General features: G+C 70.4%; 23 protein-coding genes and 1 pseudogene. 14 read left to right on the plus strand and 10 right to left on the minus strand.

Annotated features, from left to right (window positions below):
• Nucleotide 1: 1 nt before the first annotated feature.
• Nucleotides 2-2236 carry a molybdopterin-dependent oxidoreductase gene (locus VH914_16055; protein HEX4492722.1) on the minus strand — a complete coding sequence of 745 codons (2235 nt, stop codon included), beginning with the start codon at nt 2234-2236 and terminating at the stop codon, nt 2-4.
• A gap of 43 nt (nt 2237-2279) precedes the next feature.
• Here VH914_16055 and VH914_16060 point away from each other — a divergent pair, with 43 nt between their 5' ends.
• The gene (locus VH914_16060; GenBank protein HEX4492723.1) at nt 2280-2819 is read left to right on the plus strand and encodes a DNA-3-methyladenine glycosylase I; all 540 of its coding nucleotides are present in this window, start codon (nt 2280-2282) and stop codon (nt 2817-2819) included.
• An 82-nt stretch (nt 2820-2901) separates the two neighbouring features.
• On the plus strand, nt 2902-3615 hold the full coding sequence (locus tag VH914_16065) for an MBL fold metallo-hydrolase (protein HEX4492724.1): 714 nt from the start codon (nt 2902-2904) through the stop codon (nt 3613-3615).
• Nucleotides 3616-4069: 454 nt separating this feature from the next.
• On the opposite strand, the gene VH914_16070 is transcribed toward VH914_16065, so the two are convergent.
• Both VH914_16070 and VH914_16075 read right to left on the minus strand, forming a co-directional pair.
• Nucleotides 4070-5248 carry a cytochrome P450 gene (locus tag VH914_16070; protein ID HEX4492725.1) on the minus strand — a complete coding sequence of 393 codons (1179 nt, stop codon included), beginning with the start codon at nt 5246-5248 and terminating at the stop codon, nt 4070-4072.
• A 168-nt stretch (nt 5249-5416) separates the two neighbouring features.
• Complete coding sequence (locus VH914_16075; protein HEX4492726.1) at nt 5417-6760, minus strand: hypothetical protein; 1344 nt, start codon at nt 6758-6760, stop codon at nt 5417-5419.
• Between the two features lie 77 nt (nt 6761-6837).
• On the opposite strand from VH914_16075, the gene VH914_16080 reads away from it, so the two are divergent.
• Both VH914_16080 and VH914_16085 read left to right on the plus strand, forming a co-directional pair.
• A complete protein-coding gene (locus tag VH914_16080) occupies nt 6838-8040 on the plus strand; it encodes an acyl-CoA dehydrogenase family protein (GenBank protein ID HEX4492727.1) in 1203 nt (400 codons plus the stop codon).
• Between the two features lie 62 nt (nt 8041-8102).
• Nucleotides 8103-9587 carry an AMP-binding protein gene (locus VH914_16085; protein ID HEX4492728.1) on the plus strand — a complete coding sequence of 495 codons (1485 nt, stop codon included), beginning with the start codon at nt 8103-8105 and terminating at the stop codon, nt 9585-9587.
• Here the strand turns inward: VH914_16085 and VH914_16090 are convergent.
• The 4 genes from VH914_16090 to VH914_16105 form a co-directional block, all read right to left on the minus strand.
• Entirely contained in the window at nt 9569-10243 is a 675-nt protein-coding gene (locus VH914_16090) for an anti-sigma factor (GenBank protein ID HEX4492729.1), read from the minus strand. The two genes, VH914_16085 and VH914_16090, sit on opposite strands and share 19 nt — an antisense overlap.
• The gene (locus VH914_16095) at nt 10233-10775 is read right to left on the minus strand and encodes a sigma-70 family RNA polymerase sigma factor (protein HEX4492730.1); all 543 of its coding nucleotides are present in this window, start codon (nt 10773-10775) and stop codon (nt 10233-10235) included. The genes VH914_16090 and VH914_16095 overlap by 11 nt, the downstream gene beginning before the upstream one ends.
• Nucleotides 10776-10837: 62 nt before the next feature.
• Nucleotides 10838-11347 carry a MaoC family dehydratase N-terminal domain-containing protein gene (locus tag VH914_16100; GenBank protein HEX4492731.1) on the minus strand — a complete coding sequence of 170 codons (510 nt, stop codon included), beginning with the start codon at nt 11345-11347 and terminating at the stop codon, nt 10838-10840.
• Complete coding sequence (locus tag VH914_16105) at nt 11347-12435, minus strand: acyl-CoA dehydrogenase family protein (protein HEX4492732.1); 1089 nt, start codon at nt 12433-12435, stop codon at nt 11347-11349. The genes VH914_16100 and VH914_16105 overlap by 1 nt, the downstream gene beginning before the upstream one ends.
• 134 nt (nt 12436-12569) lie before the next feature.
• On the opposite strand from VH914_16105, the gene VH914_16110 reads away from it, so the two are divergent.
• The 7 genes from VH914_16110 to VH914_16140 all read left to right on the plus strand — a co-directional run bounded on the left by VH914_16110 (nt 12570) and on the right by VH914_16140 (nt 19797).
• Complete coding sequence (locus VH914_16110) at nt 12570-13865, plus strand: citrate synthase (protein ID HEX4492733.1); 1296 nt, start codon at nt 12570-12572, stop codon at nt 13863-13865.
• 9 nt (nt 13866-13874) lie between these two features.
• Complete coding sequence (locus tag VH914_16115; protein ID HEX4492734.1) at nt 13875-14663, plus strand: hypothetical protein; 789 nt, start codon at nt 13875-13877, stop codon at nt 14661-14663.
• 107 nt (nt 14664-14770) lie between these two features.
• A complete protein-coding gene (locus VH914_16120) occupies nt 14771-15964 on the plus strand; it encodes an acyl-CoA dehydrogenase family protein (GenBank protein HEX4492735.1) in 1194 nt (397 codons plus the stop codon).
• An 87-nt stretch (nt 15965-16051) separates the two neighbouring features.
• Nucleotides 16052-16867 (plus strand): enoyl-CoA hydratase, encoded by an 816-nt coding sequence (locus tag VH914_16125; GenBank protein ID HEX4492736.1) that lies wholly within the window; start codon nt 16052-16054, stop codon nt 16865-16867.
• 5 nt (nt 16868-16872) lie between these two features.
• A complete protein-coding gene (locus tag VH914_16130) occupies nt 16873-18081 on the plus strand; it encodes a CaiB/BaiF CoA-transferase family protein (protein HEX4492737.1) in 1209 nt (402 codons plus the stop codon).
• 74 nt (nt 18082-18155) lie between these two features.
• A complete protein-coding gene (locus tag VH914_16135; protein HEX4492738.1) occupies nt 18156-18575 on the plus strand; it encodes an OB-fold domain-containing protein in 420 nt (139 codons plus the stop codon).
• Between the two features lie 82 nt (nt 18576-18657).
• Entirely contained in the window at nt 18658-19797 is a 1140-nt protein-coding gene (locus tag VH914_16140; protein HEX4492739.1) for a thiolase family protein, read from the plus strand.
• Here VH914_16140 and VH914_16145 read toward each other — a convergent pair.
• Nucleotides 19772-20422 (minus strand): hypothetical protein, encoded by a 651-nt coding sequence (locus VH914_16145; GenBank protein ID HEX4492740.1) that lies wholly within the window; start codon nt 20420-20422, stop codon nt 19772-19774. The two genes, VH914_16140 and VH914_16145, sit on opposite strands and share 26 nt — an antisense overlap.
• Before the next feature lie 103 nt (nt 20423-20525).
• Between VH914_16145 and VH914_16150 the strand changes: the two genes are divergently transcribed.
• Nucleotides 20526-21782 (plus strand): aminotransferase class III-fold pyridoxal phosphate-dependent enzyme, encoded by a 1257-nt coding sequence (locus VH914_16150; GenBank protein HEX4492741.1) that lies wholly within the window; start codon nt 20526-20528, stop codon nt 21780-21782.
• Nucleotides 21783-21847: 65 nt separating this feature from the next.
• Here the strand turns inward: VH914_16150 and VH914_16155 are convergent, their stop codons facing one another.
• Nucleotides 21848-23533: a CoA-transferase gene (locus VH914_16155; GenBank protein HEX4492742.1), complete on the minus strand. Its 1686-nt coding sequence runs from the start codon at nt 23531-23533 to the stop codon at nt 21848-21850.
• Nucleotides 23534-23563: 30 nt separating this feature from the next.
• Here VH914_16155 and VH914_16160 point away from each other — a divergent pair, with 30 nt between their 5' ends.
• Nucleotides 23564-24418 (plus strand): hypothetical protein, encoded by an 855-nt coding sequence (locus VH914_16160; GenBank protein ID HEX4492743.1) that lies wholly within the window; start codon nt 23564-23566, stop codon nt 24416-24418.
• A 39-nt stretch (nt 24419-24457) separates the two neighbouring features.
• On the opposite strand, the gene VH914_16165 is transcribed toward VH914_16160, so the two are convergent.
• Nucleotides 24458-24853, minus strand: coding sequence for an excisionase (locus VH914_16165; protein ID HEX4492744.1), 396 nt, complete (start codon nt 24851-24853; stop codon nt 24458-24460).
• A 59-nt stretch (nt 24854-24912) separates the two neighbouring features.
• On the opposite strand from VH914_16165, the pseudogene VH914_16170 reads away from it, so the two are divergent.
• A pseudogene (locus VH914_16170) lies at nt 24913-25287 on the plus strand (Clp protease N-terminal domain-containing protein).
• Nucleotides 25288-25295: the final 8 nt, after the last annotated feature.

Consider the following 25295-nt stretch of genomic DNA (forward strand, 5'->3'; position numbering starts at 1 on the left):
ATTACGCCGGCGCGGGCGTCAGCGTCACCGGGATGCCGTTGAGGACGGCGTTCCCGGAGAGCGGATCGAAGCGGTCGGTGCTCGAGAGGACGTTGCTGTTCGCACCGGGCCGGCGCTGCGCGACGCGCAGCTGCGCACCCTCGGCGTCGTGACCCCAACCGTGCGGGATGCTGACGACGCCGGGCATCACCGCGTCGGTCACTTCCGCGTGCAGCTCCACTTCACCGGTCGCGGACGCGACGACCACGCACTCGCCGTCGACGACGCCACTGCGGCGGGCGTCGTCGGGGTGCACGTGCACCGTGCAACGCTCTTTGCCCTTCACGAGCACCTCGACGTTGTGCATCCACGAGTTGTTCGAGCGCAGATCGCGCCGGCCGACGAGCACGAGGGTGCCCTCACGATGTTCCGCGAGCGACGCGCGCAGTCGCTCGACGTCGGCGACGATCGGCGCGGGCGCGAGCTCGATCATCCCCGACTCGGTGCGCAGGCACTCGGGAACGCGCGGTTGCAGAGGTCCGAGGTCGACGCCGTGCGGGTTCGCGAGCAAAACGTCGAGCGAGAGCCCGGCTTCGGTTGCACCGAAGCCGTCGCCGTAGGCGCCGTTGCGCAGCATGAAGTCGAGCACGCGCTCGGGACCGCGGCGCTGCGCGAGCGTTGCGACCAGCTCGCCGGCGTCGCGGCCTTCGACGTTGCTGCCACTGCGGCCGGTCGCCTTCTCCACGAGGCCGGCGACGATCATGTCGTCGAAGGCATCGACGTCGGCGTGCGCGCCCTGGCCCGCGCAGATCGCCGCCAGCCGCAGCATGACCTGCCACTCCGGCATCTCGCCGGACTCGAGGTCGAAGACCGGCGGCGAGTAGTTCGCGACGTTGCGGATCGCGAGCGAGTACAGCGCGACGTCGTAGTGCCCGCGCGCGAGCGCGCCCTCGGCGGGCAGGATCACGTGCGCGTGGCGCGTCGTCTCGTTGCGGTAGATGTCGATGCTCACGAGGAAATCGAGCGACGCGAACGCGCGGTCGAGACGACGCGCGTCGGGATTCGACACGACCGGATTGCCCGCGACCGTGATGAGCGCACGCACCTGCCCGTCGCCGGGCGTCTCGATCTCCTCGGCGAGGCACACGACCGGCAGCTCGCCGAACGTCTCGGGCAGGTCGCGCACGCGTGAGCGCCGGCGACCGAACTTCACGCCCCGCCCCTTGCCCGGCGCGCCTGTGCTCGACGGGGTGGTCGCGGGCTTCGCGAACATCGCGCCGCCCGGACGGTCGAGGTTGCCCGTCACCACGTTGAGCACGTCGACGAGCCACGACGCGAGCGTGCCGAACTCCTGGGTGCAGGTGCCGATACGCCCGTACACCGCGGCCGTCGCCGCGGACGCGAGCTCGTGCGCGATGCGGCGCGTCGTCGACGCTTCGATGCCCGTCACGGGCGCAACGACCTCGGGCGTGAACGGCGCGACCACAGCGCGCACGTCGTCGAGGCCGACCACCCAGTCGGCGACCGTGCCGAGGTCGACGACGTTGTCCTCGAAGATCACGTTGACCAGCGCGGCGAGGAAGTGCGCGTCGGTGCCGGGCCGGATGAAGCAGTGCTCGTCGGCTTCCTCGGCCGTCTTCGACCGGCGCGGGTCGACGACGACGAGCTTGCCGCCGCGCCCGCGCAGCGCGCGCAGACGACCGGGGATGTCGGGCGCGGTCATGAGACTGCCGTTCGACGCGAACGGGTTCGCGCCGAGCACGAGCAGGTAGTCGGTGCGGTCGACGTCCGGGACCGGAATGCTCAACGCCGCGCCGAACATCATCGCCGCCGACACCTGCTTCGGCATCTGGTCGACGGTGCTCGCGGAGTACACGTTGCGCGTGCGCGCGGCCTGGAGGAGCGGACGGTTGTAGAGCAGCCCCGACAAATTGTGCGCGGTCGGGTTGCCGAGGTACACCGCGAGCGCGTCGGGCCCGTGCTCGGCGACGATGCGCGTGAGGTTCTCGTCGATCAGCTCGAACGCCGCGTCCCAGCTCGCCTCGCGCCACTCGCTGCCGGTGCGGATCTGCGGTCGCCGCAAGCGATCGGGATCGCGCTCGAGCGCGCGCAGCGCGGTGCCCTTCGGGCACAGGTAGCCGTGGCTGAAGACGTCGTCCTTGTCGCCGCGGACGAGCGTGACCTCGCGGTCCTCGACGTGCAGCTCGAGCCCACAGGTCGCCTCGCACAAGGGGCACGTGTAGTACGAGATCGCCATGGCGGAAACGGTAGACGTCCTGCCCGGTATCGTGCGTCGGCCCATGAGCACCTACTGCGAGATGGCACCGGGCGACCCCTGGCACGGCCCGTATCACGACACCGAGTACGGCTTCCCGACGCGCGACGACTCGATCCTCTTCGAACGGCTCGTGCTCGAGATCAATCAGGCCGGGTTGTCGTGGTTGACCGTGTTGAAGAAGCGCGCCGCGTTCCGTGCCGCGTTCGACGACTTCGATCCTGCGGTCGTCGCGGGCTACGGCGCTGCCGAGCGGGAGCGGCTGCTCGCCGACGCGGGCATCATCCGCAACCGCGCCAAGGTCGACGCCGCGATCGCGAACGCGGCGACGGTCGTCGCGCTCCAAGCGGAGCACGGATCGTTCGCCGCATGGATCGACGGGCAGCACCCGCGCCCGATCGACGATTGGGTGAAGCTGTTCAAGAAGACGTTCCGCTTCACCGGCGGCGAGATCGTCAAGGAGTTCCTGATGAGCACCGGCTACCTAGGCGGCGCCCACGACGAGTCGTGTCCGGTCGCCGCGCAGATCGCCGCGTTGCGCCCACCCTGGATGGAGGGTTCGTGAGCGAGCCCGGCGCAGACCGCAGGCGCGGTCAGCAGGAGACCGACGGCAACCGTCGGGCTCGAGCGCCGGAGGTGGTCGCCGCATGAGCGATCGCTTCTACTTCCGGCAGCTGCTCGCCGGCCACGACTTCGCGCAGGCCGACCAGATCGCGCAGCAGATGGTGAACTTCTGCTACCTGATCGGCGACCGCGAGCGCGGCGAGTGCGTCGCGATCGACCCCGCGTACGGCGTGAGCGAGCTCGTCGAGATCGTCGGCGCGGCAGGCATGAAGCTCACCGGCGTGCTCGTCACGCACTACCACCCCGACCATGTCGGTGGTGACCTCGGCGGTTGGAAGATCGAGGGCGTACGCGAGCTGCTCGCGCTCGACGTGTCGGCGCCCGTGCACGTGAACGACGCGGAGGCACACGGTGTGATGCGCGTCACCGGCGCGTCGGAGAGCGACCTCGTGCGTCATCGAGGCGGCGACGTCGTGAACGTCGGCGACATCGCGATCACGCTGCTGCACACACCCGGTCACACGCCCGGCAGTCAGTGCTTCCTCGTCGACGGCCGGTTGGTCTCGGGCGACACGTTGTTCCTCGACGGCTGCGGCCGCACCGACCTTCCCGGCGGCGATCCCGGCGCGCTCTACGACAGCATCGAGACGCTCGCGTCGCTCCCCGACGACACGGTCCTGTTTCCCGGCCACCGCTACTCGGCCGAGGCGTCGCTCCGCCTCGACGAGACCCGCAATCGCAACATCGTCTTCCGCCCCAAGACGCGCGAGCAGTGGCTCACGATGTTCGGCAACTGATCGACTCTCGCGACACTGACCCGCTCGCCTTCAACTTTGCGACGCTCAGCGCCCGGGAGGGACATCCAAGGTCGCAAAGTGCGGTGCTCGGCGCGCCGCGCCGGCGGATCGCAGAGATCAGGCCGCGGGTGCGCCGCCCCGACGGGGACCGGGGTGCGGCGCGCGAACGCGCCGGCGCTTCGGCATCGGGATGACGTTGCCGCGTTCGGAGCCGACGACGGTGAGCCGGGGCGACGCCGTGCGGCTCCCGTCGTCGGCGTTGGCCCCTCCGCGACCTGAGGCGGACGGGTGGGCAGCGACGGCGGCCTCGAGGCCCTCGAGGAAGCGCGCGTGCGGAGACCGCACCTGCTTCCACTCGCGCTTGGCGCGCATCGCGACACCCTCCCGGATCCGCCCGGACTACTGAGAGTCCAATCGGCGCGCCGGGCCCGAAGCTGAGAAAGCGGAGCCGCCGCTACGAAGGGTCGAACAGGACCGGCAACCGGTTCGGCCCCCGGAACGCCATGCCTTCGATGACGGGCGCAGCCGCATCCGGGTCGAGCCGCAGGTTCGGCAGCCGGTCGAGGATCGTGTCGAGGCCGACGCGCAGCTCGAGCCGCGCGAGGTGCATGCCGAGGCACTGGTGCGGACCCGTGCCGAACGCGACGTGGTGCTGCACGGGCCGGCCGAGCTTCCACTCCTCCGGCTCGTCGAAGCGCGCCGCGTCGCGATTCGCCGACCCGGTGACGACCGAGACCGGCGACCCCGCGGCGACCGGGCAACCTCCGATCTCGGTGTCGCGCGCGGCGACGCGGCTGACCATCGTCACCGACGTCTCCCAGCGCAGCGTCTCCTCGATCACCTCGGGCATGAGCGAGCGATCGTTCATCACCTGCTCGTACGCGGCCGGGTGCGTGAGCAGCGCGACGAGGCAGTTGCCCATCACGCGGAACGTCGTCTCCGCGCCCGCGGGCAGCAGCAGTCGCAGGAAGCCGTAGATCTTGCTGTCGGAGAGTCGTTCGCCGTCGATCTCGGTGTTGACGAGATCGCTCAGGAAGTCGCCCGACGGCGTGGCGCGGCGCGCCTCGACGAGCGGCGTCAGGTAGTCGACCATCGCCTGCGACGCGGCGTGACCGGCCGGCGGGTTGAGCGGACCGGTGTTGATCTGCTCGGCCCAGAGCGCGAACTGCTCGGAGTCTTCGAGCGGCACACCGACGATCCCGCAGATCACCTGCACCGGGTACTTCGCGGTGATGTCGGCGACGAGATCGCCGCGCCCGTTCGGCGCGATCTCGTCGAGCAGGCGCGCGATCGCCGGGCGCACGAGGGTGTCGTCCCACTTCTCGAGCTGCGACGCGCGGAACGCCTTGGCGACGAGGTTGCGATACTTACGGTGCTCGGGGCCGTCGAGGGCGAGGATCAGATCGCCCATGTACTCGCCGATGTGCTCGCGGTTGATCGACGACGAGAACGTCTCGACGTCGCGCAGCACGTGCTCGACGTTCTGCCAGTCGAGCACCTGATAGGTCGGCAGGCTGCCGCCCATCGAGATACCGGGGCTCTCGGCGACCGGACATCCCGCCTCGAGGGCTGCGCGCCACGCGCCGTAGGGCTGGGCCGTCGTCCACTCGACCGGAAGCGTCGTGTCGCTCATGATCTCCGCTCCTTGCGCGCCGTCGGCGCGCCGGGCCGCTCGGGCCACGCTCGCTGCTCGCCGGGATACCCGCCTCGCGCACGCTCGCTCATGATCTCCGCTCCTCGCGCGCCGTCGCAGATACCTGACACGGTAGTCAGGTTCGGTGGGAGGTGAGGCCCGACGCGGTCAGCTCGCGATGCCGACGATCCCTCCCGGCGGGAGCGCGGTGCCGCTGAGGGAACCGGCGAACGCGGCGTCGCCGAAGTCGAAGACGCTGCCGTCGTTCGCGACCAGTCGGTACCCGCGGCCACTCGCGGTCGCGCGCATGCCGACGATCGGCGCCGTGACGTGGAGCGCGCCCGTCGAGCCGAGGAAGTGCGCGTCACCGAACGAGAAGATCCCACCATCGGACGCGACCAACCAATAGCCGTTGCCCGACGGCGTCGACGTCATGCCGACGATCGGACGGCTCAAGCGGATCGCGCCCGTCGAACCGAAGAACCGCGCGTCGCCGAACGAGAAGATTCCACCGTCCGCCGCGACCAACCAATAGCCGTGACCCGACGGCGTCGACGCCATCCCCACGATCGGCTGGTTGAGTCGAATCGCGCCGGTCGACCCGAAGAAGCGCGCGTCGCCATACGAGAAGATCCCACCGTCGGATGCGACCAACCAATAGCCGTTGCCGGACGGCGTCGGCGCCATGCCGACGATCGGTTGGTTCAAGCGGATCGCGCCCGTCGACCCGAAGAAGCGCGCGTCGCCGGACGTGAAGATGCCGCCGTCGGTCGCGACCGACCACAGTCCTCGATGATCGGGCGTCGACGCGACTCCGACGATCGGACGCGCGACCGGACCGTCGGTCGCGCCACGGCACGTGCCGACGTCGCCGAAGCCGCTGACGTCGCCGTTCGCGGCCGCGAGCCAATACCCGGCGATCGACGCGCGCGCGGGCGTGAGGTAGCACGACGCGAACGTCGAGCCCGTGTCGGGGAACCGATCGGTCGTGTTCGCGCCGGTCATGAGGTTGGCCACTTCAAGACCGCCCCAGACGCGGACCGTCGCCGCGTTGCCGACCTCCGACAGCGGCCAGCTCATGTCGAAGTCCGACGCGAACGCATGGCCGCCCGCCAGCACGTTGTAGTCGTTCGTCCACGTGCTCTGGTCACAGGTCGGCGTGCGCGACACCGCGTCCAGAAACGCCGTCTCCTCGTCGCGCAGGAACACGCGGTAGTCGGCACCTTGGCAGCCGTCCGTCGGATCGCCGTCGGTGTCGAGCTGCGCGACGAGGAGCACCTGCGAGCTCGCGTACGGGATCGGCGCGGCCGTGAGCGCTTCGAGGGAGAGGAAATGGTTCGCGCAGTCGTAGCGCAGGACGAACGTGCGCACGTCGACCAAGCCGGCGTTCGGCGAGTCTCCGATGCTGTGCTGCGAGCAGATGTTCGGCGTCAGGTAGGCGGCGGCCGGCGCGGCCGACAAACCGCCGACCACGAGGCCGAGCGCGACGACGAGCCCCACGAGCTTCCCCACAGTTCCCCCGATCCTCGAACCCCGTAGATTCAAGCGCACGACGGGGTGCCCCGTCACGCTTGGGTAACCTCCGCGCCGTGCCCGCACTCGGATCCGACCCGTTCGCCGAGACCGACGACCAGGCCGCGCTGCGCGCGCTCGCCCGCGACGTCGCCGAGCGCGAGCTGCTCCCGAACGCGCGTCACTGGGACGAGACCGAGGAGTTCCCGCAGGCGTCGTGGGACGCGCTGAAGAAGTACGACCTCTTCGGCATCACCATCGGCGAGGAGTACGGCGGCATGGGCCTCGGCGACATCGAGGCTGCAATCGTCCTCGAGGAGCTCGGCCGGGTCGATGTGTCGAGCGCGATCCTCGCCCAGCTCACGTTCAACGGGCCGCCGCGCGCGATCGAGCACTTGGGCAACGACGCGCTGAAGAACCGCTGGCTGCCGACGGCGGCCGCGGGCGACGGTCTGTTCTGCATCGGCATCTCGGAATCCGAAGCGGGCTCCGCGGTGAACCACATGCGCGCGCGGCTCACGCCCGACGGCGACGGCTTCCGTCTCAACGCGTACAAGAACTACGTGACCGGCGGGCACAAGGCGTGTTCGTGCCTGGTGTGGTGCCGCTTCCCCGGCAGCGAAGGCACGAAGGGCATCGGCGCGGTCGTCGTCGACCTCGCGGCCGACGGTGTCACCTGCGCGGGCACGCACGTGAAGATGGGATTGCGCGGCACGAGCGAGGCGGAGCTCGCGTTCGACGACGTGCGCATCGAACCCGACGACGTGCTGGTGTGGGGCGACGCGGAGTCGAGCGAGTCGTTCAAGACGCTCATCGCGCACATCAACCACGAGCGCTGCGGCAACGCCGCGATGTGCGTCGGCGCCGCGCAAGGAGCGCTCGAATACGCGATCGGCTACATGAACGAGCGCACCGTCGGGAAGCGCACGCTCGCCGACTTCCAGGGTCTGCAGTGGAAGATCGCCGACGTGACCGTCGAGCTCGAAGGCGCGCGGCTGCTGCTCAAGCGCGCGCTGCACCTCGCGGGACCGCACGGCACTCCCCCGCCGCTCGAGACCGCGATGGCGAAGACCGCCGCGAACCTGGCGGCGAAGCACGTGTGCGACGAGGCGATCCAGCTGCTCGGCGGCTACGGCTTCTCGCGCGAGTACCCGGTCGAGCGCGCGTACCGCGACATCCGCGGCCTCTGCATCGGCGCCGGAACCGTCGAGATCCAGCGCAACTTCATCGGCAAGAACCTGCTCGACGGCATGAAGCCGTCCGGTGCCAGCTGGCGGTGATCTCTGGTCGCGCTCGCTTCGCTCGCCGCTCCTGACGCCTCAGTCCACCACGCGGCGGGAACGTGATTTCAGCCACCTACGAGCACCCGCGTGCGGCGGAGTACGCACGGCTCGACGGTCCGTGGGACATCGCGTCGCTCGACCGTCTGCTGAGCGATCACGACGAAGCGCTCGCCGCGACCGCGATCGCGACGCTCGCCGGCGGATTGCGCGACAACGGCGTCGAGCCCGGTTCCGTCGTCACCTGGCAGGCACCGAACACACCGCAAGCGGTCACGATGTACCGCGCGTGCTGGCGACTCGGCGCGATCGCGGCTCCGATCCATCACGCGATGGGTCTCGAAGAGACGGCCGCGCTCGTGCGACTCCTGCGTCCGCGCGCGCAGGTCGCGTGGAGCGACGTCCCGCTGCGCGAGTCGCGCGACGTGCTCGACTACGACACGCTCTTCGCGAGTCGGTCGCCCATCGCCGATCGCTGGGACGATCCCGCTGCGCTCGCGGCCGTGCTGTTCACCTCGGGTTCGAGCGGCACGCCGAAGGGCGTGCTCCACACCCAACGGTCGCTCGCCTACAAGGCCCGGCTCATGGCCGAGGTGCACGGCCTGCGCCCCGACGACGCGGTGCTGATGCCCGCGCCGCTCGCGCACATCTCGGGTCTGCTCAACGGGGTGACGCTGCCCGGCGTCGTTCCCTTCAAGACGGTGCTCATGGCGCGCTGGGATCCCGAGCACGCGCTCGATCTCATCGAGCGTGAGCAGGTGACGTTCATGATCGGCCCGCCGACGTTCTTCGTCTCGTTGATGGCGGCACCGAGCTTCTCCGCGGCGCGCGTCGCGAGCCTGCGGCTCGTGTCGAGCGGGGGCGCCGGGGTCACCGAGGAGTTCGTCGAGGAAGCGAGCGCGCGCCTCGGCTGCGTCGTGAAGCGCACCTACGGCTCCACGGAGGCGCCGACGGTGGCGACGTCGCTCGGGGAGGACGCGGTCGGCGACGCACGTCGTCACGACGGACGCGCCATCGGCGCGATCGCGTTGCGGGTCAGCGATCCCGACACGGGCGAGGCGCGCGCACCGGGCGAGGCCGGCGAGCTGTGGGTGCAGGGTCCCGAGTTGTTCTCCGGCTACCTCGACCAGTCCGACACCGACGCGGCGGTGCGCGACGGCTGGTTCCGCACCGGCGACCTCGCGACCGTCGACGCGCAGGGATGGCTCACGATCGTCGGCCGCATCAAAGACGTCATCATCCGGGGTGGCGAGAACATCGCCGCCGCGGAGGTCGAGTCGGTGCTCGAACGCCACGCCGCGATCTCGCACGCGGTCGCGGTCGGCTATCCCGATCGCGTGATGGGCGAGCGCGTCTGCGCGTTCGTCGTCAGCCGCGACGCGGCGTTCGATGTCGACGCCTGCCGTTCATGGTTCGAGGAACAGCGCATCGCGCGCTTCAAGACGCCCGAGCGCGTCGTCGTCGTGGACGCGCTGCCGTTGCTCGCGTCGGGCAAGCCCGATCGAACCACGCTACGAGAGCGGGCGGCTCAGCTCGACGTGACGTAACCGTCGAGGACGACGTTGTTCCCCTCGTCGGTCACCCATACCCGCTTCGTCGCGCCACGGGAGAGCGCCGCGCTCATCGTCAGGTTCTCGTTCGCCTTCGACGGCGAGAAGCTGCCCGCCGCGATGCGCTTGCCGTTCGAGCCCGTGACCCACAGCCAGTAGAACTCGTGGTCGTCGAGGCCGTGGACGCGGAGGCTGACGCGCGTCCCCGTGTCCTGCGAGTAGAGGACCGCCTGCGCGCGCACGCCCTGCTCGGACGAGCGCAGCGCGACGACCGTGCCGCCGGCGCCACCACCGCCGCCGCTGCCGAGCGCGAGCACGAGCGCGACGATCACCGCGGCCGCGGTTCCGATCGCCGACGCGATGTAACCCCAACGCCGGCGCCGCTTCTTCTGCGCAGCACGCTCCCACTGGAGCCGGCCGAGGATGCGGTCACCCAGCTCGCCCGGCGGCGCGAGATCGGCGCCGTCGCCGATGCGGCTCAGGTCGGCGAGGTCGAGCGCGTTCGCGACCGAACGGAGCTCGTCGAGCGCGCGGCGGCAATCGACGCAGCCGTCGAGGTGCGCGAGCAGCGCGGTGCGCGCGGGCTCGTCGAGCGCGTCGAGCGCCTCCAGACCGAGATCACCGCGCCAGTCGCGGCAGGCTTCAGTCGCCATCGGCCCACCCCATCTCCTCGAGCGCGAGCCGCATCGCGCGCAGCCCGTAGAACACACGGCTCTTCACGGTGCCGGGCGGCACGCCGAGATCGCACGCGACGTCGGCGTACGGGCGCCCCTTGTAGTGGACCTCGATGAGCGCGACGCGGTGCTCGTCACCGATCTTGCGCAGCGCCTCTTCGACTTCCCACGACCGCACGAGCCGGTCGAGCGCCTCGTCGACGCTGCGCTCGTGCGTGAGATCGATCTCGTTGTCACGCGCGCCGGCGAGCTTCGGCCGCACGGCGCGGGCCCGGCTCAGGTCGATCACGACGTTGCGGACGATCGCGAAGAGCCACGTCCGCAGCGAGCCGAGCCGCTCGTCGAACCGGTCGGCGGCCTGCCAGGCGCGCAGGAACGTCTCCTGCACCGCCTCTTCCGCGAGCCCGGAGTCGCCGAGTGACCGGAGCGCGAAGCGGTAGAGCTCCGAGCCGTGGGCGCGATAAACCGCGCGCACGCCCTCGTCGCTGCCGAGCGAGGCGAGCTCGGTCACGATCGCGGGTTCCCGCCCGAATCGGTCATACGCGGAGGTTACGGCCGGTCCGGCCGCCGGGTTCACGCCTCGGGAAAGAAGAGCGACACGATCTGCTCGGTCACGACAGGACCGCCGTCGGGCTGCCGCCACTCGGTCTGGAAGAAGGTGACTTCCATCGGACCCCGCCGGGCCCGACGCTCGACCGGAATCGACGTGCGCATGCGGCCCTCGAGCACATCGCCCACGAGCGGTTGCCGGTGGTACGTGAAGTGCTGCTCGCCGTGGAGGTAGAGGCCCTTGCGCGTGAAGCCGCCGCCACCACGCGAGCCGTACAGACTCCCGGTACCGCCGTCGGGTTGGAGGTCGGGGACGGTGCCGGAGTGCGCCATCACGAACGTGAACGTGGGCGGCGTGGGCACGCGTTCGAAACCGGCGGCGGTCGCGGCGCGCTCGGACGCGTAGACGGGGCTCGCGTCGTCGAGCGTCCGGGCGAGGATCATCACGCCCGAACCGTCGACGCGTACGCGCACCGGCGGACCCCATTCGTTCCAGACCGTCTCCGGTCCGGGCTCGGTGACCTCCATCGCCATCAGACGACGCTCGTCCCCGCTTCGACACGCGGTCGCACGAGCTCCGTGAGCCGCGCCCGGTGGTACACCGCGTCGCCGAACGCGAGCTGGTCGAGCTGCGCGCGCTTGAGGAAGAAGTGCAGGTCGTGCTCCCACGTGAAGCCGATTCCGCCGTGCACCTGCAGGCCCGACGCCATCACGCGCTTCGACGCGTCGGAGCACCACGTCTTCGCAGTCGACGCCGCGATCGACGCGTCGGCATCGGCGGCACCGATGCACCACGCGGCCCAGTACACGGTCGAGCGCATGCCTTCGACGTCGACGAGCATGTCGGCGCAGCGGTGCTTCACCGCCTGGAAGCTTCCGATCGGACGACCGAACTGCACGCGTTCCTTCGCATAGTCGGTCGCGAGCTCGAGCACGCGCGCCGCGCTGCCGAGCATCTCCGCGGCCGTGAAGGTTGCACCGCGGTCGAGCAGCGCGTCGACGGCGTCGGCGTCGCCGAGGTGCTGCGCGGGCGTGCGGTCGAGGTGCAGCCAGCCGACCGGACGCGTGAGGTCCATCGCGGACTCGCGCGTGGGACGGCCGTGATCGGCGAGGCTCACCGCGAACAGCTTCGGCCCGTCGGCTGCGAGCGCGGGCACGATCGCGACGTCGGCCGCGGGGCCGTCGACGACCGGATCGGCGCGCCCCGTCAGCGTCCAGTCATCTCCGTGTGATTCGGCGCGCACCGCGTCCGCGGCGCGCGACCACGCGATGCACGCGGTCTGCTCACCCGCGAGCAGCGCGTCGACCGCGCCGTCGCGACCGGCGCGTGCACACGCCCCGATCGCGAGCGCCGTCGAACGAAAGGGCACCGGCGCGACGTGACGACCGATCTCCTCGAGCAGCACCGCGAGCTCGACGGTGCCGAGCCCCAGCCCACCCTGCGCCTCGGGCAGTTCCACACCGAGCCAACCCTGCTCGACCATCGCACTCCACAACGCGCGGTCGAAGGGCTCGGACCCCGCGGTGTGCGCGCGCACCTGCTCCGCCGACGCCATGCCGTCGAGCAGATCGCGGGCCGCGTCGCGCAACGCGAGCTGGTCGTCGGAGAGGTCGAAATCCACGGCCGGAGTCTCGCAGAAAGCCCTCCCGCCCGGGCAATCTCAACGGCATCTTTGCGGTGGAGCGCGTGCGCGTGGGGTAGACCAGGGACTCGGTAGATTCTGAGTCGAGTGATCGACAACCGAGGAGCCGGCCGATGAGCGAACCCCCCGCAGTCCTGAAGTACGGCGGCGGCGAGATCGAGCTCCCGGTGGTCGTCGGCAGCGAGAACGAGCGCGCGATCGACATCGCGAAGCTGCGCAGCTCGACCGGATTGATCACGCTCGACTACGGCTTCATGAACACCGGCTCGACCGAGTCCGCGATCACGTTCATCGACGGCGACGAAGGCATCCTGCGCTACCGCGGCTACCCCATCGAGCAGCTCGCCGATCACGAGGAGCCGTCGTTCCTCGAGACGTCGTACCTCCTGATCTACGGCGAGCTCCCGACGATCACCGAGCGCGACGAGTTCAGCCGCTCGATCCGCATGCACACGCTCCTGCACGAGGACGTGAAGCGGTTCTTCGACGGGTTCCCGAAGGACGCGCAACCGATGTCGGTCATGTCGGCCGTCGTCGCCGCGCTCTCGTCCTTCTACCAGGACAGCGACGACCCGAAGGATCCCGAGCAGGTTCAGCTGTCGATCGTGCGCCTGATGGCGAAGCTCCCGACGATCGCGGCCTACAGCCACAAGAAGTCGATCGGGCAGCCGTTCCTCTACCCCGACAACTCGCTCGACCTGATCGAGAACTTCCTCACGATGATGTTCGCGGTGCCGTCGGAGCACTACGAAGTCAGCCCGACGATCGTGCACGCGCTCAAGCAGCTGCTGATCCTGCACGCCGACCATGAGCAGAACTGCTCGGCGTCGACGGTGCGGATCGTCGGCTCCGGTGAGGCGAACCTCTTCGCGTCGATCGCCGCCGGCTGTCTCGCGCTGTGGGGTCCGTTGCACGGCGGCGCGAACCAAGAAGCGATCGAGATGCTCAAGGCCATCCAGGCCGACGGCGGCGACGTCGACAAGTACGTCAAGCGCGCGAAGGATCCGAACGACCACTTCCGCCTGTCCGGATTCGGGCACCGCGTGTACAAGAACTACGACCCGCGGGCGCGCATCATCAAGCAGACCGCGGATCGCGTGCTTTCGGAGCTCGGCAAGAAAGACGAGCTGCTCGAGATCGCGTTGAAGCTCGAAGAGGTCGCGCTCACCGACGACTACTTCATCGAGCGCCGCCTGTACCCGAACGTCGACTTCTACTCGGGACTCATCTACCGCGCGATGGGCTTCCCGGTCGCGATGTTCCCGGTGCTGTTCGCGATGGGCCGGCTGCCCGGTTGGATCGCGCACTGGAAGGAAGCGAACGAGAGCCCGAAGACGAAGCTCGGCCGGCCCCGCCAGATCTACACCGGCGCGACCGAGCGGAAGTACGTCCCGATCGACCAGCGCTAGTCGTTCATCGTGCCCGGGTTCGTCGACGGCGATCGGTACCCGATCGGCGACCTCTCCTCCGACGGCGCGCGTTCGCTGGCGGCGCGGTGTCGCGCCGAGCTCGACGAGTCGGGCGTGTCGATCCTGCCCGGTTTCCTGACTTCTGACGCGATCGCGCGCGCGGTCGCAGAATCGGAGGCGCTCGGGCCGCGCGGGCATCACAGCGATGTCGAGGGCACGCCGTATCTGGAGCTGCCGGAAGCCGGCTGGACCGAGGATCATCCGCGCGTCACGTGGGCGCACACGCGGTTGACCGCGACCGCGTACGACCTCTTCCCGCCGGAGGCGGTGCTGCGCACGCTGTACGAGTCGGACGCGCTGCTCGCGTTCCTCTCGTGCGCGCTCGGCTTCGAGGTGTTCCGCTACGACGATCCACTCGGTGGTCTCAACCTCGCGTCGATGTACGACGGCGACACACTCGCCTGGCACTACGACCAGACCGACTTCGTCGTGTCGGTCGCGGTGCAGGAATCGGAGACCGGCGGCGACTTCGAGTGCGTGCCGAACACGCGAACGTTCGACGACGAGCGCTACGACGACGTCGCCGAGATCCTTGCGGGCGGTGCCGACGCGCGCGTCGCGACGATCCCGATGACGCCGGGCACGCTCATGCTCTTCGAGGGCCGGCACACGCTCCACCGCGTCAGCCCGATCGGCGGCGCTCGCCCGCGCTACGTCGGTCTCTTCGGCTACGACCGCAAACCCGGCACCTGCTCGAGCGAGCTGCTCAGGCTCATCCGCTACGGAAGAGCTGAGTAACGCCGAATCGTCGAGCCGCGAGCGGAGCGAGCAGGCGACCTCGCCCACTCCCATCCCGCATCATGGAGCGGCGAGCGCAGCGAGTGCGACCATAAGCTCACCCGCGCATGGACCTGACGCCGACGGCTGAAGAGGCGCAGCTGCGCGACGAGGTGCGCTCGTGGCTGCGCGCGAACCTCCCGTGGGAGTACGGGAAGGGCTTGCCGCCGCGTTTCGACGACCTCGCCGACGAGGTCGCGTTCGGACGTGAGTGGCAGGCGAAGCTCGCGAGCGGCCGATGGGTCGGCGTCGCGTGGCCCGCGGAGTACGGCGGGCGCGGCGCGGGCGTCGTCGAGCACTACCTCGTCACGGAGGAGCTCGCGCGCGCACGCGCGCCGGAGCTCGTCGGCCGCATCGGCGTGAACCTCGTGGGCCCGACGCTCCTCGCGCACGGCACCGACGCGCAGAAGGCGCGCTGGCTCCCGCACATCCTCGACGCGTCCGAGATCTGGTGTCAGCTGTTCAGCGAGCCGGAAGCCGGCAGCGACCTCGCGAGCCTGCGCACGCGCGCCGAGAAGGTCGACGGCGGCTGGAAGCTCAACGGTCAGAAGGTCTGGACGAGCTACGCGCAGTTCGCCGACTGGGGTTGGTGCCTCGCGCGCACCGATCAAGACGCGCCGAAGCAGCAGGGCATCTCCGCGCTCGTCGTCGACATGCACGCGCGCGGCGTCGAGGTGCGGCCGCTGCGGCAGATCACCGACGAGTCCGAGTTCAACGAGGTGTTCTTCGACGACGTCTTCGTGCCCGACGACCGGATCGTCGGTCCCGAGCACGAGGGCTGGCGCATCGCGAACTCGACGCTCACGCACGAACGCGGCGTGAACCCGCGCCAGCTCGTCGTCCACTCGCAGCTCGTCGACGAGCTGTGGCGCATGGGCCTCGAACGCGGCGCGCTCGACGACCACCGGCTCTCGCAGCGACTCGCCGAGGCGTTCGTCGAGGTGAAGCTGTTCCAGCTCCACAACTGGCGCTCGATCTCGCGCACCGCGAAGGGCCTCGAGCCGGGACCGCAGGGCAGCATCAACAAGCTGTGGTGGTCGGAGATGAGCAAGCGTCTGCACGACACCGCGATGGCCGTGCTCGGCGAGACCGCGCCGCTGTGGCGCGGCGCGTCGGAGAACCCGGGCGACGGCGCGTGGCAACGATCGTGGCTCTACTACCAAGCGAGCTCGATCTGGGCGGGCACGAACGAGATCCAGCGCAACATCGTCGGCGAGCGCACCCTCGGACTCCCCCGCGAGCCGAAAGCCACCAAACGCTGATCATGGTCGCATGCTTGCTCCGCTCGGCACGGGGCCAGGCTCGTCTTCGCCGCTGACCGCGCACCTGCTCCAGTAGATTCGGCGCCGATGCCGTTCGAGACGATCCGTTCCGAGGTCGACGGCGCGGTCGCGACCATCACGTTGAACCGCCCGCAGGCTGCGAACGCGCAGAACGCGCAGATGATCGAGGAGCTCGACGCCGCGTTCGACGCGGCCGACGCGAACGACGGCGTCCGCGTCGTCGTGCTCGCGGCGGAGGGCAAGCATTTCTCAGCGGGCCACGACCTCAAGGAGATCCTCGCGGGCGAGGAGCACTGGGCTGCGATGCGCGCGACGCCCGAGGGCAAGCTGCGGCACGAGCAGGTCATGTACTGGGACAAGCTCGTGAAGATCCGCGACTTCCGCAAGCCGACGATCGCCGCGGTGCAGGGCACCTGCTCGGCGGCGGGCCTGATGCTCGCGTGCGTGTGCGACCTCATCATCGCGGCCGACGACGCGCGCTTCTCGAACCCGGTCGCGCGCATGTCGGGTGTCGGCGTCGAGCTGCTCGTCGAGCCGTGGGAGCTCGGCGCGCGTAAGGCCAAGGAGTTCATGCTCTGCGCGTCGACGCTCAGCGCCGAAGAGGCCGAGCGCTACGGGCTCGTCAACCGTGTCGTGGCGCGCGACGCGCTCGCGTCCGAAGCGCACGCGCTCGCGGAGCAGGTCGCGCTCGTGCCCGCGGCGACGGCGGAGGCGATCAAGGCGTCGGTCAACCACATGCTCGACGCGCAGGGTCAGCGCGACTCGTGGCGCTTCCACTTCGTGATCCACCAGTTCGTGAGCAACACGCCCACCGCGCTCGAACGGGTCGAGGCCCGCAAAGAGGGCGGTATGGACGCGGTGAAGCGCGAACAGCGCGGCTGATCGCGATGCCCGGACCCCTCGAAGGACTGCGCGTCCTCGACCTCGGCACGCGCATCGCCGCGCCCTTCTGCGCGGGACTCCTCGGCGAGATGGGCGCCGACGTCGTGAAGATCGAGCAGCCCGGCACCGGCGACTTCATGCGCGAGATCGGCCCGTTCGCACCTCCGAAGGCGGAAGGCGGCGATCCGTACTCGCTGTTCTGGGCGGTCGAGGGACGCGGCCGGCGCAGCGTGACGCTCGACCTGCGCGTGACCGACGGCCAGGAGCTGTTCCGCAAGCTCGCGGCACGCGCCGACGTCGTGGTCGAGAACTTCCGGCCCGGCACGCTCGAGAGATGGAACATCGCGCCCGGCAACCTCGACCCTCGTCTCGTCGTCGTGCGCATCAGCAGCTTCGGCCAGGACGGTCCCGAGGCGCGCCGACCCGGCCTCGACCGCGTCGGCATCGGCTACGGCGGCCTGCTCAACCTCACCGGCTACCCCGACCGCCCGCCGGTGCGCGTCGGCGTCACCATCTCCGACTACCTCACGGGCGTGTTCGCGGCGCAGGCCGCGCTCGGTGCGCTGTACGCGCGCGACGCCCGCCGTTCGGGGAAGGGCGCGGTGATCGACGCCGCGCTCTACGGCGCGGTGCTGCGCATCCTCGAGTGGACCCTGCCCGCGTACGACCTGCTCGGGACCATCCGCATGCGCGAGGGCAACCGGCTCGCGAACTCCGCGCCGCTCGACAACTACCCGACAGCCGACGGCAAGTACGTGTGCATCGTCGCGGGCTCCGACGCGAACTTCTCGCGACTCTGCCGCGCGATGGAGCGCACCGACCTCATCACGGACGCGCGCTACGCGAAGCTCAAAGACCGCGCCGCGCGAAGCGACGAGATCAACGGCCTCGTCGCCGAGTGGACGTCGACGTTGGTAGCCGAAGAGATCGAGCGCCGGTGCGTCGAGCACGACGTACCGGTCGCGACCGCGTACACCGCGGCCGACATCTTCTCCGACGCGCACGTCGACGCGCGCGGCGACCTCGTGGTCATCGAGGATCCGGTCGTCGGTCCGGTGCGGCAGCAGGCTCCGTTCCCCCGTTTCGTCGGTGAGCCGCCCGTCGTGCCCACGGGCGCGCCGCGTCTCGGCGAGCACACGCGCGAGGTGCTGGGCGAGCTCGACGGCGTCGACGACGCGCGCCTCGACGCGCTCGCCGCGCAAGGCGTGATCTAGGTGACGGAGTGGCCGAGCGGTCAGACCGGAGCGAGACGGTGGCGCCCCGTGCCGGGCCGAGCGAGGACACGACCATGAATGGGGCGCAGCGGTCGATCGCGCCGGATCTGTTCGATCCCGATGGCAACGACGGCCCGGTGCTGCACGGCGGCTACTCGCCGACCAGCGGTCTGCATCATTTCCCGCGCTTCGCACGTTGCCCGTACACCGGCGCCGACGACGTCGAGCCGGCGGAGCTGCCGACGACGGGCACGCTGTTCCTCTGGACCGCGGTGACCGCGCCGCCGCCGGGCTACGCCGGTCCCGTGCCGTTCGGATTCGGCGTCGTCGAGCTACCGAACGGTCTGCGCGTGATCACGCGCATCACCGAACCCGATCCGACCGCATTGCAGGCGGGCGCGTCGATGCGGCTCGTCGCCGACGTGGTCGCCGTCGACGACGACGGCACCGAAGTGGTCGCGTGGGCGTTCGCACCGGAGAGCAGCGCGCCATGACGAGCCCGGCGCAGACCGCAGGCGCGACCAACTGCACGACCGACGGTTGCCGTGCGGGTCGAGCGCCGAGGGTCGTAGCCGCATGAGTGCAGTCGACGTCGCCGGGGTCGGCATCCATCCCTTCGGTCGGTTCGAGGATCGCACGGTCACCGACATGGGCGTGCACGCGGTGCAGGCCGCGCTCGCCGAGGCCGGCGACCCGCAGTTCCAGGCCGCGTTCTGCGGCACCGCCTACTCGGGTGTCGCCGCCGGTCACAAGGTGCTCGGCGCGATCGCGCGCACGGGCATGCCGATCGTCGACATCGAAGCGGGCTGCGCGAGCGGCGGCGCCGCCCTGCAGCTCGCGGCGGGCGCGATCCGCGCCGGTCAGTACGACTGCGTGCTCGTGTTCGGCATCGAGAAGATGCCGCGCGGCATCATCCGCTCGTCGTTCTTCGAACCGTGGCGCGAGGAAGCGGGCCTCGCGGCGACACCCGCCTACTTCGCGCTCCGCGCCCAGCGACTCATGCGCGAGTCGGGCATCACGAAGAACGATCTCGCGAACGTCGTCGTGAAGAACCGCCGGCACGGCGCGCAGAACTCGGACGCGATGTTCCGGAGCGAGGTCACGGCCGAGCAGGTGCTCGGCTCACGCATGGTGTGCGAACCGCTGCACCTCTGGATGTTGTGCTCGCCGAACGAGGGCGCGGCCGCGATCGTGTTGCGCGCCGCGAACGGTGACCGCCCGGCGAGCCGCGTCACGCTCGAGTCCGCAGTGCTGCGTTCGCACCTGCCGGGCAGCGTGCTCGGCGAGGCCACTCCCCTCGCGGGGATCGACGACGACGCGATCACGCCCCCGACCACGCTCGCCGCGCAGGCCGCGTACGAAGAAGCCGGCATCGGCCCCGACGAGGTCGACGTCGTCGAGTGCCAGGACACCGACGCCGCGCGCGAGCTGCTCGGGTGGGAGGAGCTCGGGCTCTGCGCGCGCGGCGAGCAGGCCGCGATCCTCGCCGCGGGTGATGCGGCGCTCGGCGGCCGCCGGCCCGTCAACGTCTCGGGTGGGCTGCTCTCGAAGGGCGAGCCCCTCGGCGCGTCGGCGCTCGGCCAGGTCGTCGAGCTCGTCCGTCAGCTTCGGGGCGAATGCGGACCCCGCCAGGTCGAGGGCGCCCGGGTCGGCCTCGCGCACACGGTCGGCCGGGGTGCCAACGCCTCGGTCACGATCGTGAAGCGGTCGTCGTAGCGCGCGTCGTCGTTGTGGGACCGACGACGTCCGACCCGAGCTCAGAATCAGCGCCGAGACCGTGCCCACACTGCGCCCCGACGAGGTCGCTCGCGTAGCCGAACGCCTGCTGGCCCTTGCTCAACAACGCGCTCGTACTGGTCGCGAGCGCCATCGGGTCGGACGCTCGCACGAGCCGCGCCCGGCCCTCGTGCGCGGCGTCCTGCGTGATCGCGAGCTGCGTGCGCACCGCGGCCGGGAAGTGCACCTTGCCGATCGCGATCGCGAACTCGAAGCGCGCCAGTGGCGGCTCGATGATCGTCCGCTCCTTGGCGATCGGCAAGACGCGACCGTTGGCGTCGAACATGAGGCCGAGCAGCGGCTCGTGCGCTTGGAAGTCGTTCGCCGCGGCATGCATGAGCGCGACGTACGGGCACGCGCGCGTCGAGATCGGAATCGCCTTCAAGTGGCGGCGTTGGCCGGTGTGCGAGAGGCCGTTGCCGATTGCGCCGATCACCATCGCGATCACGACCAGCATCGCGATGCCCCCGGCCACGAGCACGAGCACGACCGCGTAGCCGGCGAACACCAGCCGCTTCCACGGTCGAGGCCGAGGTCCTTCGTCGGGGACCGGCGTCATCGACATGCCCACGAACGCTCAGACTACGGACGGCTCGGATCGGTTTCCCGGCACCCGCCGGGCCGGCTGCTCCCGGGCCGTTTGGGTGGCGGGATCTAGCCTCGGCGGCATGAGCAGCCACCTGTCGAACGTCTGGTTCAAGGTCACCGAGCTCGAGGTCGTGTCGGGCTCGGGATGCACGGTCACGACCGCGGGCGGCGACGAGTACCTCGACTTCTCGAGCGGCATCGCGGTCACGAGCACCGGTCACTGCCATCCGAAGGTCGTCGCCGCGATCCGCGAGCAGGCGGGCAAGTTCATCCACGCGCAGGTGAACGTCTACCGCCACCCGTTGCTCGAGCAGCTCGCGACGAGACTCGCGGGCATCACACCGCAAGGCATCGACACGTTCTTCTTCGCGAACTCGGGAGCGGAGGCGACCGAGGCCGCGGTGAAGCTCGCGCGGCAGGCGACGAAGCGGCAGAACGTCATCGTGATGGACGGCGCGTTCCACGGTCGCACGATGATGGCGATGGCCATGACGACATCGAAGATCGGCTACCGCGCGGGCTACCAGCCGTTGCCCGCGGGTGTGTTCGTCGCTCCGTTCCCGCGTCCGTTCGAGTGGCACTGCGACGAGACCGCGGCCGTCGAGCTGTCGTTGCGCGCGCTCGAGCGACTGCTGCTCGCGCAGACCGCGCCGCAGGAGACCGCGGCCATCGTCATCGAGCCCGTGCTCGGCGAGGGTGGCTATCTCGCCGCGCCGGCTGCGTACCTCCAGGGAGTGCGCGAGATCTGCGACGCGAGCGGCGTGTTGCTCGTCGCCGACGAGGTGCAGTCGGGCTTCGCGCGCACCGGCAAGATGTTCGCGGTCGAGCACTCCCAGGTCGTGCCCGACATCATGGTGATGGCGAAGGGCATCGCGTCGGGCTTCCCGATCGCCGGGATCGGCGCGTCCGCCGACCTGATGAGCCGGTGGCCGCAGGGGGCGCACGGCGGCACGTACGGCGGCAACCCGATCGGCTGCGCGGCCGCGCTGGCGACGATCGACGTCATCGAGGAGGAGCACCTCGTCGACAACGCGCGCGACCGCGGCGCGCAGCTCACACAGGCGTTGCGCGATCTGCAGAAGGCCGATGCGGGCGTCGGCGACGTGCGCGGGCTCGGTCTCATGGTCGGCGTCGAGCTCGTCGACCGCGCGGGCGCGCCCGCGGCGGCGCGGACGAACGCGATCCTCCGCCACTGCCTCGACGAGAGCAACGTGATCTTCATGAACTGCGGCACGAACAACAACGTGCTGCGTTGGATGCCGCCGCTCGTCGTCAGCGAGGCCGAGATCGACCGCGGCGTCGCCGCCTTCGCCGCCGCGCTGAAGGCGACCGCCTGACCCCCACCGCGGTTGGTGGTACTGCGTTGTTCGGCCATATGCCGACAACGCAGTACCACTAACGGTTATCGGGCGCGGAGGAACCAGCCGCGGGGGTCCCAGCGCCGCAGCGTGTTCACCTCGTCGGCCGTCACCGCGTCGAGCTCACCGACGGTCGCCGCGACTTCGAGCTCCCACCCGCACTCGGCGCGCGCCCGCTCGACGCGCTCGGCGATCGGCTCGGGGCCTTCGGGAACCGCAGTCAGCACGAGCTCGCCGCGTTCCGACTTCTCGAGCAGACCGAGATCGGTGACGAGCGCGCGCACCGAGCGTCCCGGCGAAGTGACGTACCCACACTCGAGCGGCGTGCGGATCGGGCTCAAAGTCGCGACGACGATGCACTCCTCGGCAACGCTCGCGACATCGTTGCCACCACCGCTACCGACGAGGAACGCGCCGCCCGGAACGAGCGTCGAGTTGATGTTGCCGGCCCGGTCGATCTGCGCGCCGCCGAGGCAGCCGATTGTGCGCGTGCCGTAACCGCCGACGAGCGATCCGAGCACGGTCGGCGCGTCCGAGAGCATCGTCGCGCTCGGGAAGTTGCGGTGGTTCAGCACGAACGGGTCAGCGGGCACGGGGTCGTAGCCCCAGAGGCCGATCTCCGCGGTCAACGTCACGTCGGAGCCGCGCGCCTTGGCGAGCGCGACGCCGAGCCACGCCGACAGGTTCGCGACGCCCGCGCCCGCGAGCACCGCGTGCGCGTCGGTTGCGATGATGCGGTCCGCGAGGTAACGCGCGCCGAGCACCGCGGCGCGCTCCCAGTTGTTCGGCGGCGTCTCCAGATCGGGCGGGTACGCGACCTCGTCCTGTTGCCACGAGTCGGCCGCGGCGCGCGAGCGCAGCATCGCGACGCGCTCCGCGCCGAGCCGGTCGAGCCACTCGGCTTGGCTGTCGACCTCGAGGATCCAGTGCCGGATCCAGTCGTCGTAGTCGTCGCTGCGGGTCGCGTTCCGGATGGAGACCCAGAAGTCGTAGTCCTCGCCGTAGCCGTCGACGGGAAGGTCGCCCGCGTACAGCCCGCCGGGATGCGCGCCCATGGGCGTCTCGACGACCGCGAGCACGCGATGGGCCGGGATGCGCACGAGATGCGACCACGGTCGCAGGTCGTCGACGATCTTCTCGACGGTGACGATCGCGCCCCGCTTCGCCGCGAGCGCGCCCCACACGCCTTCGAGCAGCGGCGGCTGGAGCGCGACGTTGCCGGCGCGGTCCGCGACCGGCGCGTGCAACAGCGCGACGTCGGGTTGCAGCGGCGCGAGCAGTCCGACCTCGCCGAACGGTGAGTCGAGGCGTGCGTAGCCGTCGTTCTGCTCCATCGACGACTCCGCGATCGAGCGGGTCACGATCGCGGGCAACCCGCGCGCGGCAGCTTCGAGACGCTGCGAGAACGCGAGGAACGACCAGTGCTCGACCTCGACTTCGCCGCGCTTGTACGCGTTCGCGAACCACGGGTTCGGTGTGAAGTTCGGGAACGTGTCGCCCGAGTAACCGGTGATCACCTTGCGCACGAGCCCGCCGCGGAAGAACAGCGCACCGAGGCTCGAGAGGCTCAGCATCACGAGCGTGAACTGTGGGTCGCGCTCCCACCACTGACGCACGACCTCGCGCGCCGCGGCCGTCCAGCGGTGGTGCCCGACGACGAGGTGCAACGTGTCGCCCGCCTGCACGTGACGCGCGACCGCGTCGGACAACGTCGTCTGCCGGCCACTCATGTGAGCCGGAGACTACGCGAGGATGACGCGATGGCTTCCGACGCCCGCCGGTTGTGGCAGCTCATCGAGCCGTACCACGCGATCACGTACTTCGCTCCCGAGTGCGCGGACGCGTTCACGCAGATCGGGCTGCGCGGCTTCTGGCGCGGCTACTTCGCGGGCCGCGCCGCGCCCTTCGGCGCCGTCGGACCCGGTCCGATCACGGCGGCCTTCTTCGGCTTCGAGCCCGCGTTCGTCGAGCGCGCGCTGCCGGCGATCTGGCAGACGGTCACGCCCGCCACCGCGATCGGCGCGCGCCGGCGCGGTGCCGATCGCGCGCTCGGGCGACTCCTGCCCGACGCGCTCGATTCGCAGGACCTCGCCGCCGCCGCCGATCTCGCGCGCCGCGCGATCACCGGCGTTGCGGCCGCGGGTCGATCGGTGTTCGGCGCGAATACGCAACTCGACTGGCCCGACGCGCCCCACCTCGTGCTCTGGCACGCGGCAACGCTGATCCGCGAGCACCGGGGCGACGGCCACGTCGCCGCGCTCGTCGCCGCGGGTATCGATCCCTGCGAGGCGCACATGCTGCAGGTCACCGCGAGCGGCGCGGGGCTCGAGACGATCGCGCCGTACCGCGGCTGGAGCGACGACGACTGGGCCGCGGCCGCGCAACGGCTGCGCGAGCGCGGCTGGCTCGACGCGACCGGCGCGCTCACCGACACGGGGATGCGCGCGCACGACGACATCGAGGCAACCACCGACGCGCTCGCGCGCGAACCGCTCGACCGTCTCGGGACGCGTGCCGCCGCGCGGTTGCTCGAACTGCTCCTGCCGATCGCGCGCGAGCTCTCGCGTCAGGACGCGATCCGCTGGCCCAACCCGATCGGCGTCCCCCGTCCGTGACCTCCGGTCGCACTCGCTCCGCTCGCCGCTCCTGACGCATCAGCCTCCGGACGAGGCCGCGCCGCTCGCTCCGTTCGCGCGCTCAGGCGCGTTCGTCTCCAGCGCGGCGATGCGCGCTTCGAGTTGCTCGATGCGGTGGTGTAGGAACGCGACCTGCGCGCCCTCGGCGAGCCGGCGTTCGGCGGTCTTTCGCAGCCGCGGCGACGACTCGGCGCGCGCCGCGATCGACGCGAGCGGCACGAGCCGTTGCGGTCCGTGCGGACCGTCGACGAGTCGCGACGGCAGGTCGCCGTTGCGGTACCAACTTCGCAGCGCGGCCCGCGAGACACCGGTTTCGCTCGCCGCCTTGGCGAGGGTCACCCACTCCGACCCTTCGAGCTGCGCGTTCAGCTCGAGCTCCACGTCCCAGGCGTCGAGGCGGTCGTCCCAGTCCATCGAACCCTATTAGTAACACAGTATTGACAGGGTGAGCGTCGAGGCGCACCCTCGGCGACATGTTCGAACGCTTCTCCGACCGAGCCCGCCACGTCGTCGTCCTCGCCCAGGAGGAAGCCCGCCTCCTCGACCACAACTTCATCGGCACCGAGCACGTCCTGCTCGGCATGCTCCACGAAGGCCAGGACATCGCGTTCCAGGTCCTCGACGGCTTCGGGCTCGACCTCCAGACGACACGCGACGAGGTGCTGCAACACGTCGCGCGCGGCAAGGGCACGCCGCAGGGCCACATCCCGTTCACCCCCCGATCGAAGAAGGTGCTCGAGCTCGCGCTGCGGGAGGCGATGGCGCTCGGGCACAACTACATCGGCACCGAGCACCTGCTGCTCGGCCTCGTGCGGGAAGGCACCGGCGTCGGCGCGCAGATCGTCGTCGCGCACGC

The organism is Acidimicrobiia bacterium (assembly GCA_036271555.1).
Taxonomy (GTDB): Bacteria; Actinomycetota; Acidimicrobiia; order IMCC26256; family PALSA-610; genus DATBAK01.

Excerpts from the sequence above, each read along its gene's own strand:
- VH914_16090 (HEX4492729.1), bottom strand. The coding sequence starts at position 10,243 with ATGGCGACTGAAGCCTGCCGCGACTGGCGCGGTGATCTCGGTCTGGAG.
- VH914_16125 (HEX4492736.1), top strand. The coding sequence starts at position 16,052 with ATGCCGTTCGAGACGATCCGTTCCGAGGTCGACGGCGCGGTCGCGACC.
- VH914_16140 (HEX4492739.1), top strand. The coding sequence starts at position 18,658 with ATGAGTGCAGTCGACGTCGCCGGGGTCGGCATCCATCCCTTCGGTCGG.
- VH914_16055 (HEX4492722.1), bottom strand. The coding sequence starts at position 2,236 with ATGGCGATCTCGTACTACACGTGCCCCTTGTGCGAGGCGACCTGTGGG.
- VH914_16155 (HEX4492742.1), bottom strand. The coding sequence starts at position 23,533 with ATGAGTGGCCGGCAGACGACGTTGTCCGACGCGGTCGCGCGTCACGTG.
- VH914_16065 (HEX4492724.1), top strand. The coding sequence starts at position 2,902 with ATGAGCGATCGCTTCTACTTCCGGCAGCTGCTCGCCGGCCACGACTTC.
- VH914_16060 (HEX4492723.1), top strand. The coding sequence starts at position 2,280 with ATGAGCACCTACTGCGAGATGGCACCGGGCGACCCCTGGCACGGCCCG.
- VH914_16160 (HEX4492743.1), top strand. The coding sequence starts at position 23,564 with ATGGCTTCCGACGCCCGCCGGTTGTGGCAGCTCATCGAGCCGTACCAC.
- VH914_16110 (HEX4492733.1), top strand. The coding sequence starts at position 12,570 with ATGAGCGAACCCCCCGCAGTCCTGAAGTACGGCGGCGGCGAGATCGAG.
- VH914_16100 (HEX4492731.1), bottom strand. The coding sequence starts at position 11,347 with ATGGCGATGGAGGTCACCGAGCCCGGACCGGAGACGGTCTGGAACGAA.
- VH914_16150 (HEX4492741.1), top strand. The coding sequence starts at position 20,526 with ATGAGCAGCCACCTGTCGAACGTCTGGTTCAAGGTCACCGAGCTCGAG.
- VH914_16070 (HEX4492725.1), bottom strand. The coding sequence starts at position 5,248 with ATGAGCGACACGACGCTTCCGGTCGAGTGGACGACGGCCCAGCCCTAC.
- VH914_16120 (HEX4492735.1), top strand. The coding sequence starts at position 14,771 with ATGGACCTGACGCCGACGGCTGAAGAGGCGCAGCTGCGCGACGAGGTG.
- VH914_16135 (HEX4492738.1), top strand. The coding sequence starts at position 18,156 with ATGAATGGGGCGCAGCGGTCGATCGCGCCGGATCTGTTCGATCCCGAT.
- VH914_16165 (HEX4492744.1), bottom strand. The coding sequence starts at position 24,853 with ATGGACTGGGACGACCGCCTCGACGCCTGGGACGTGGAGCTCGAGCTG.
- VH914_16130 (HEX4492737.1), top strand. The coding sequence starts at position 16,873 with ATGCCCGGACCCCTCGAAGGACTGCGCGTCCTCGACCTCGGCACGCGC.
- VH914_16145 (HEX4492740.1), bottom strand. The coding sequence starts at position 20,422 with ATGTCGATGACGCCGGTCCCCGACGAAGGACCTCGGCCTCGACCGTGG.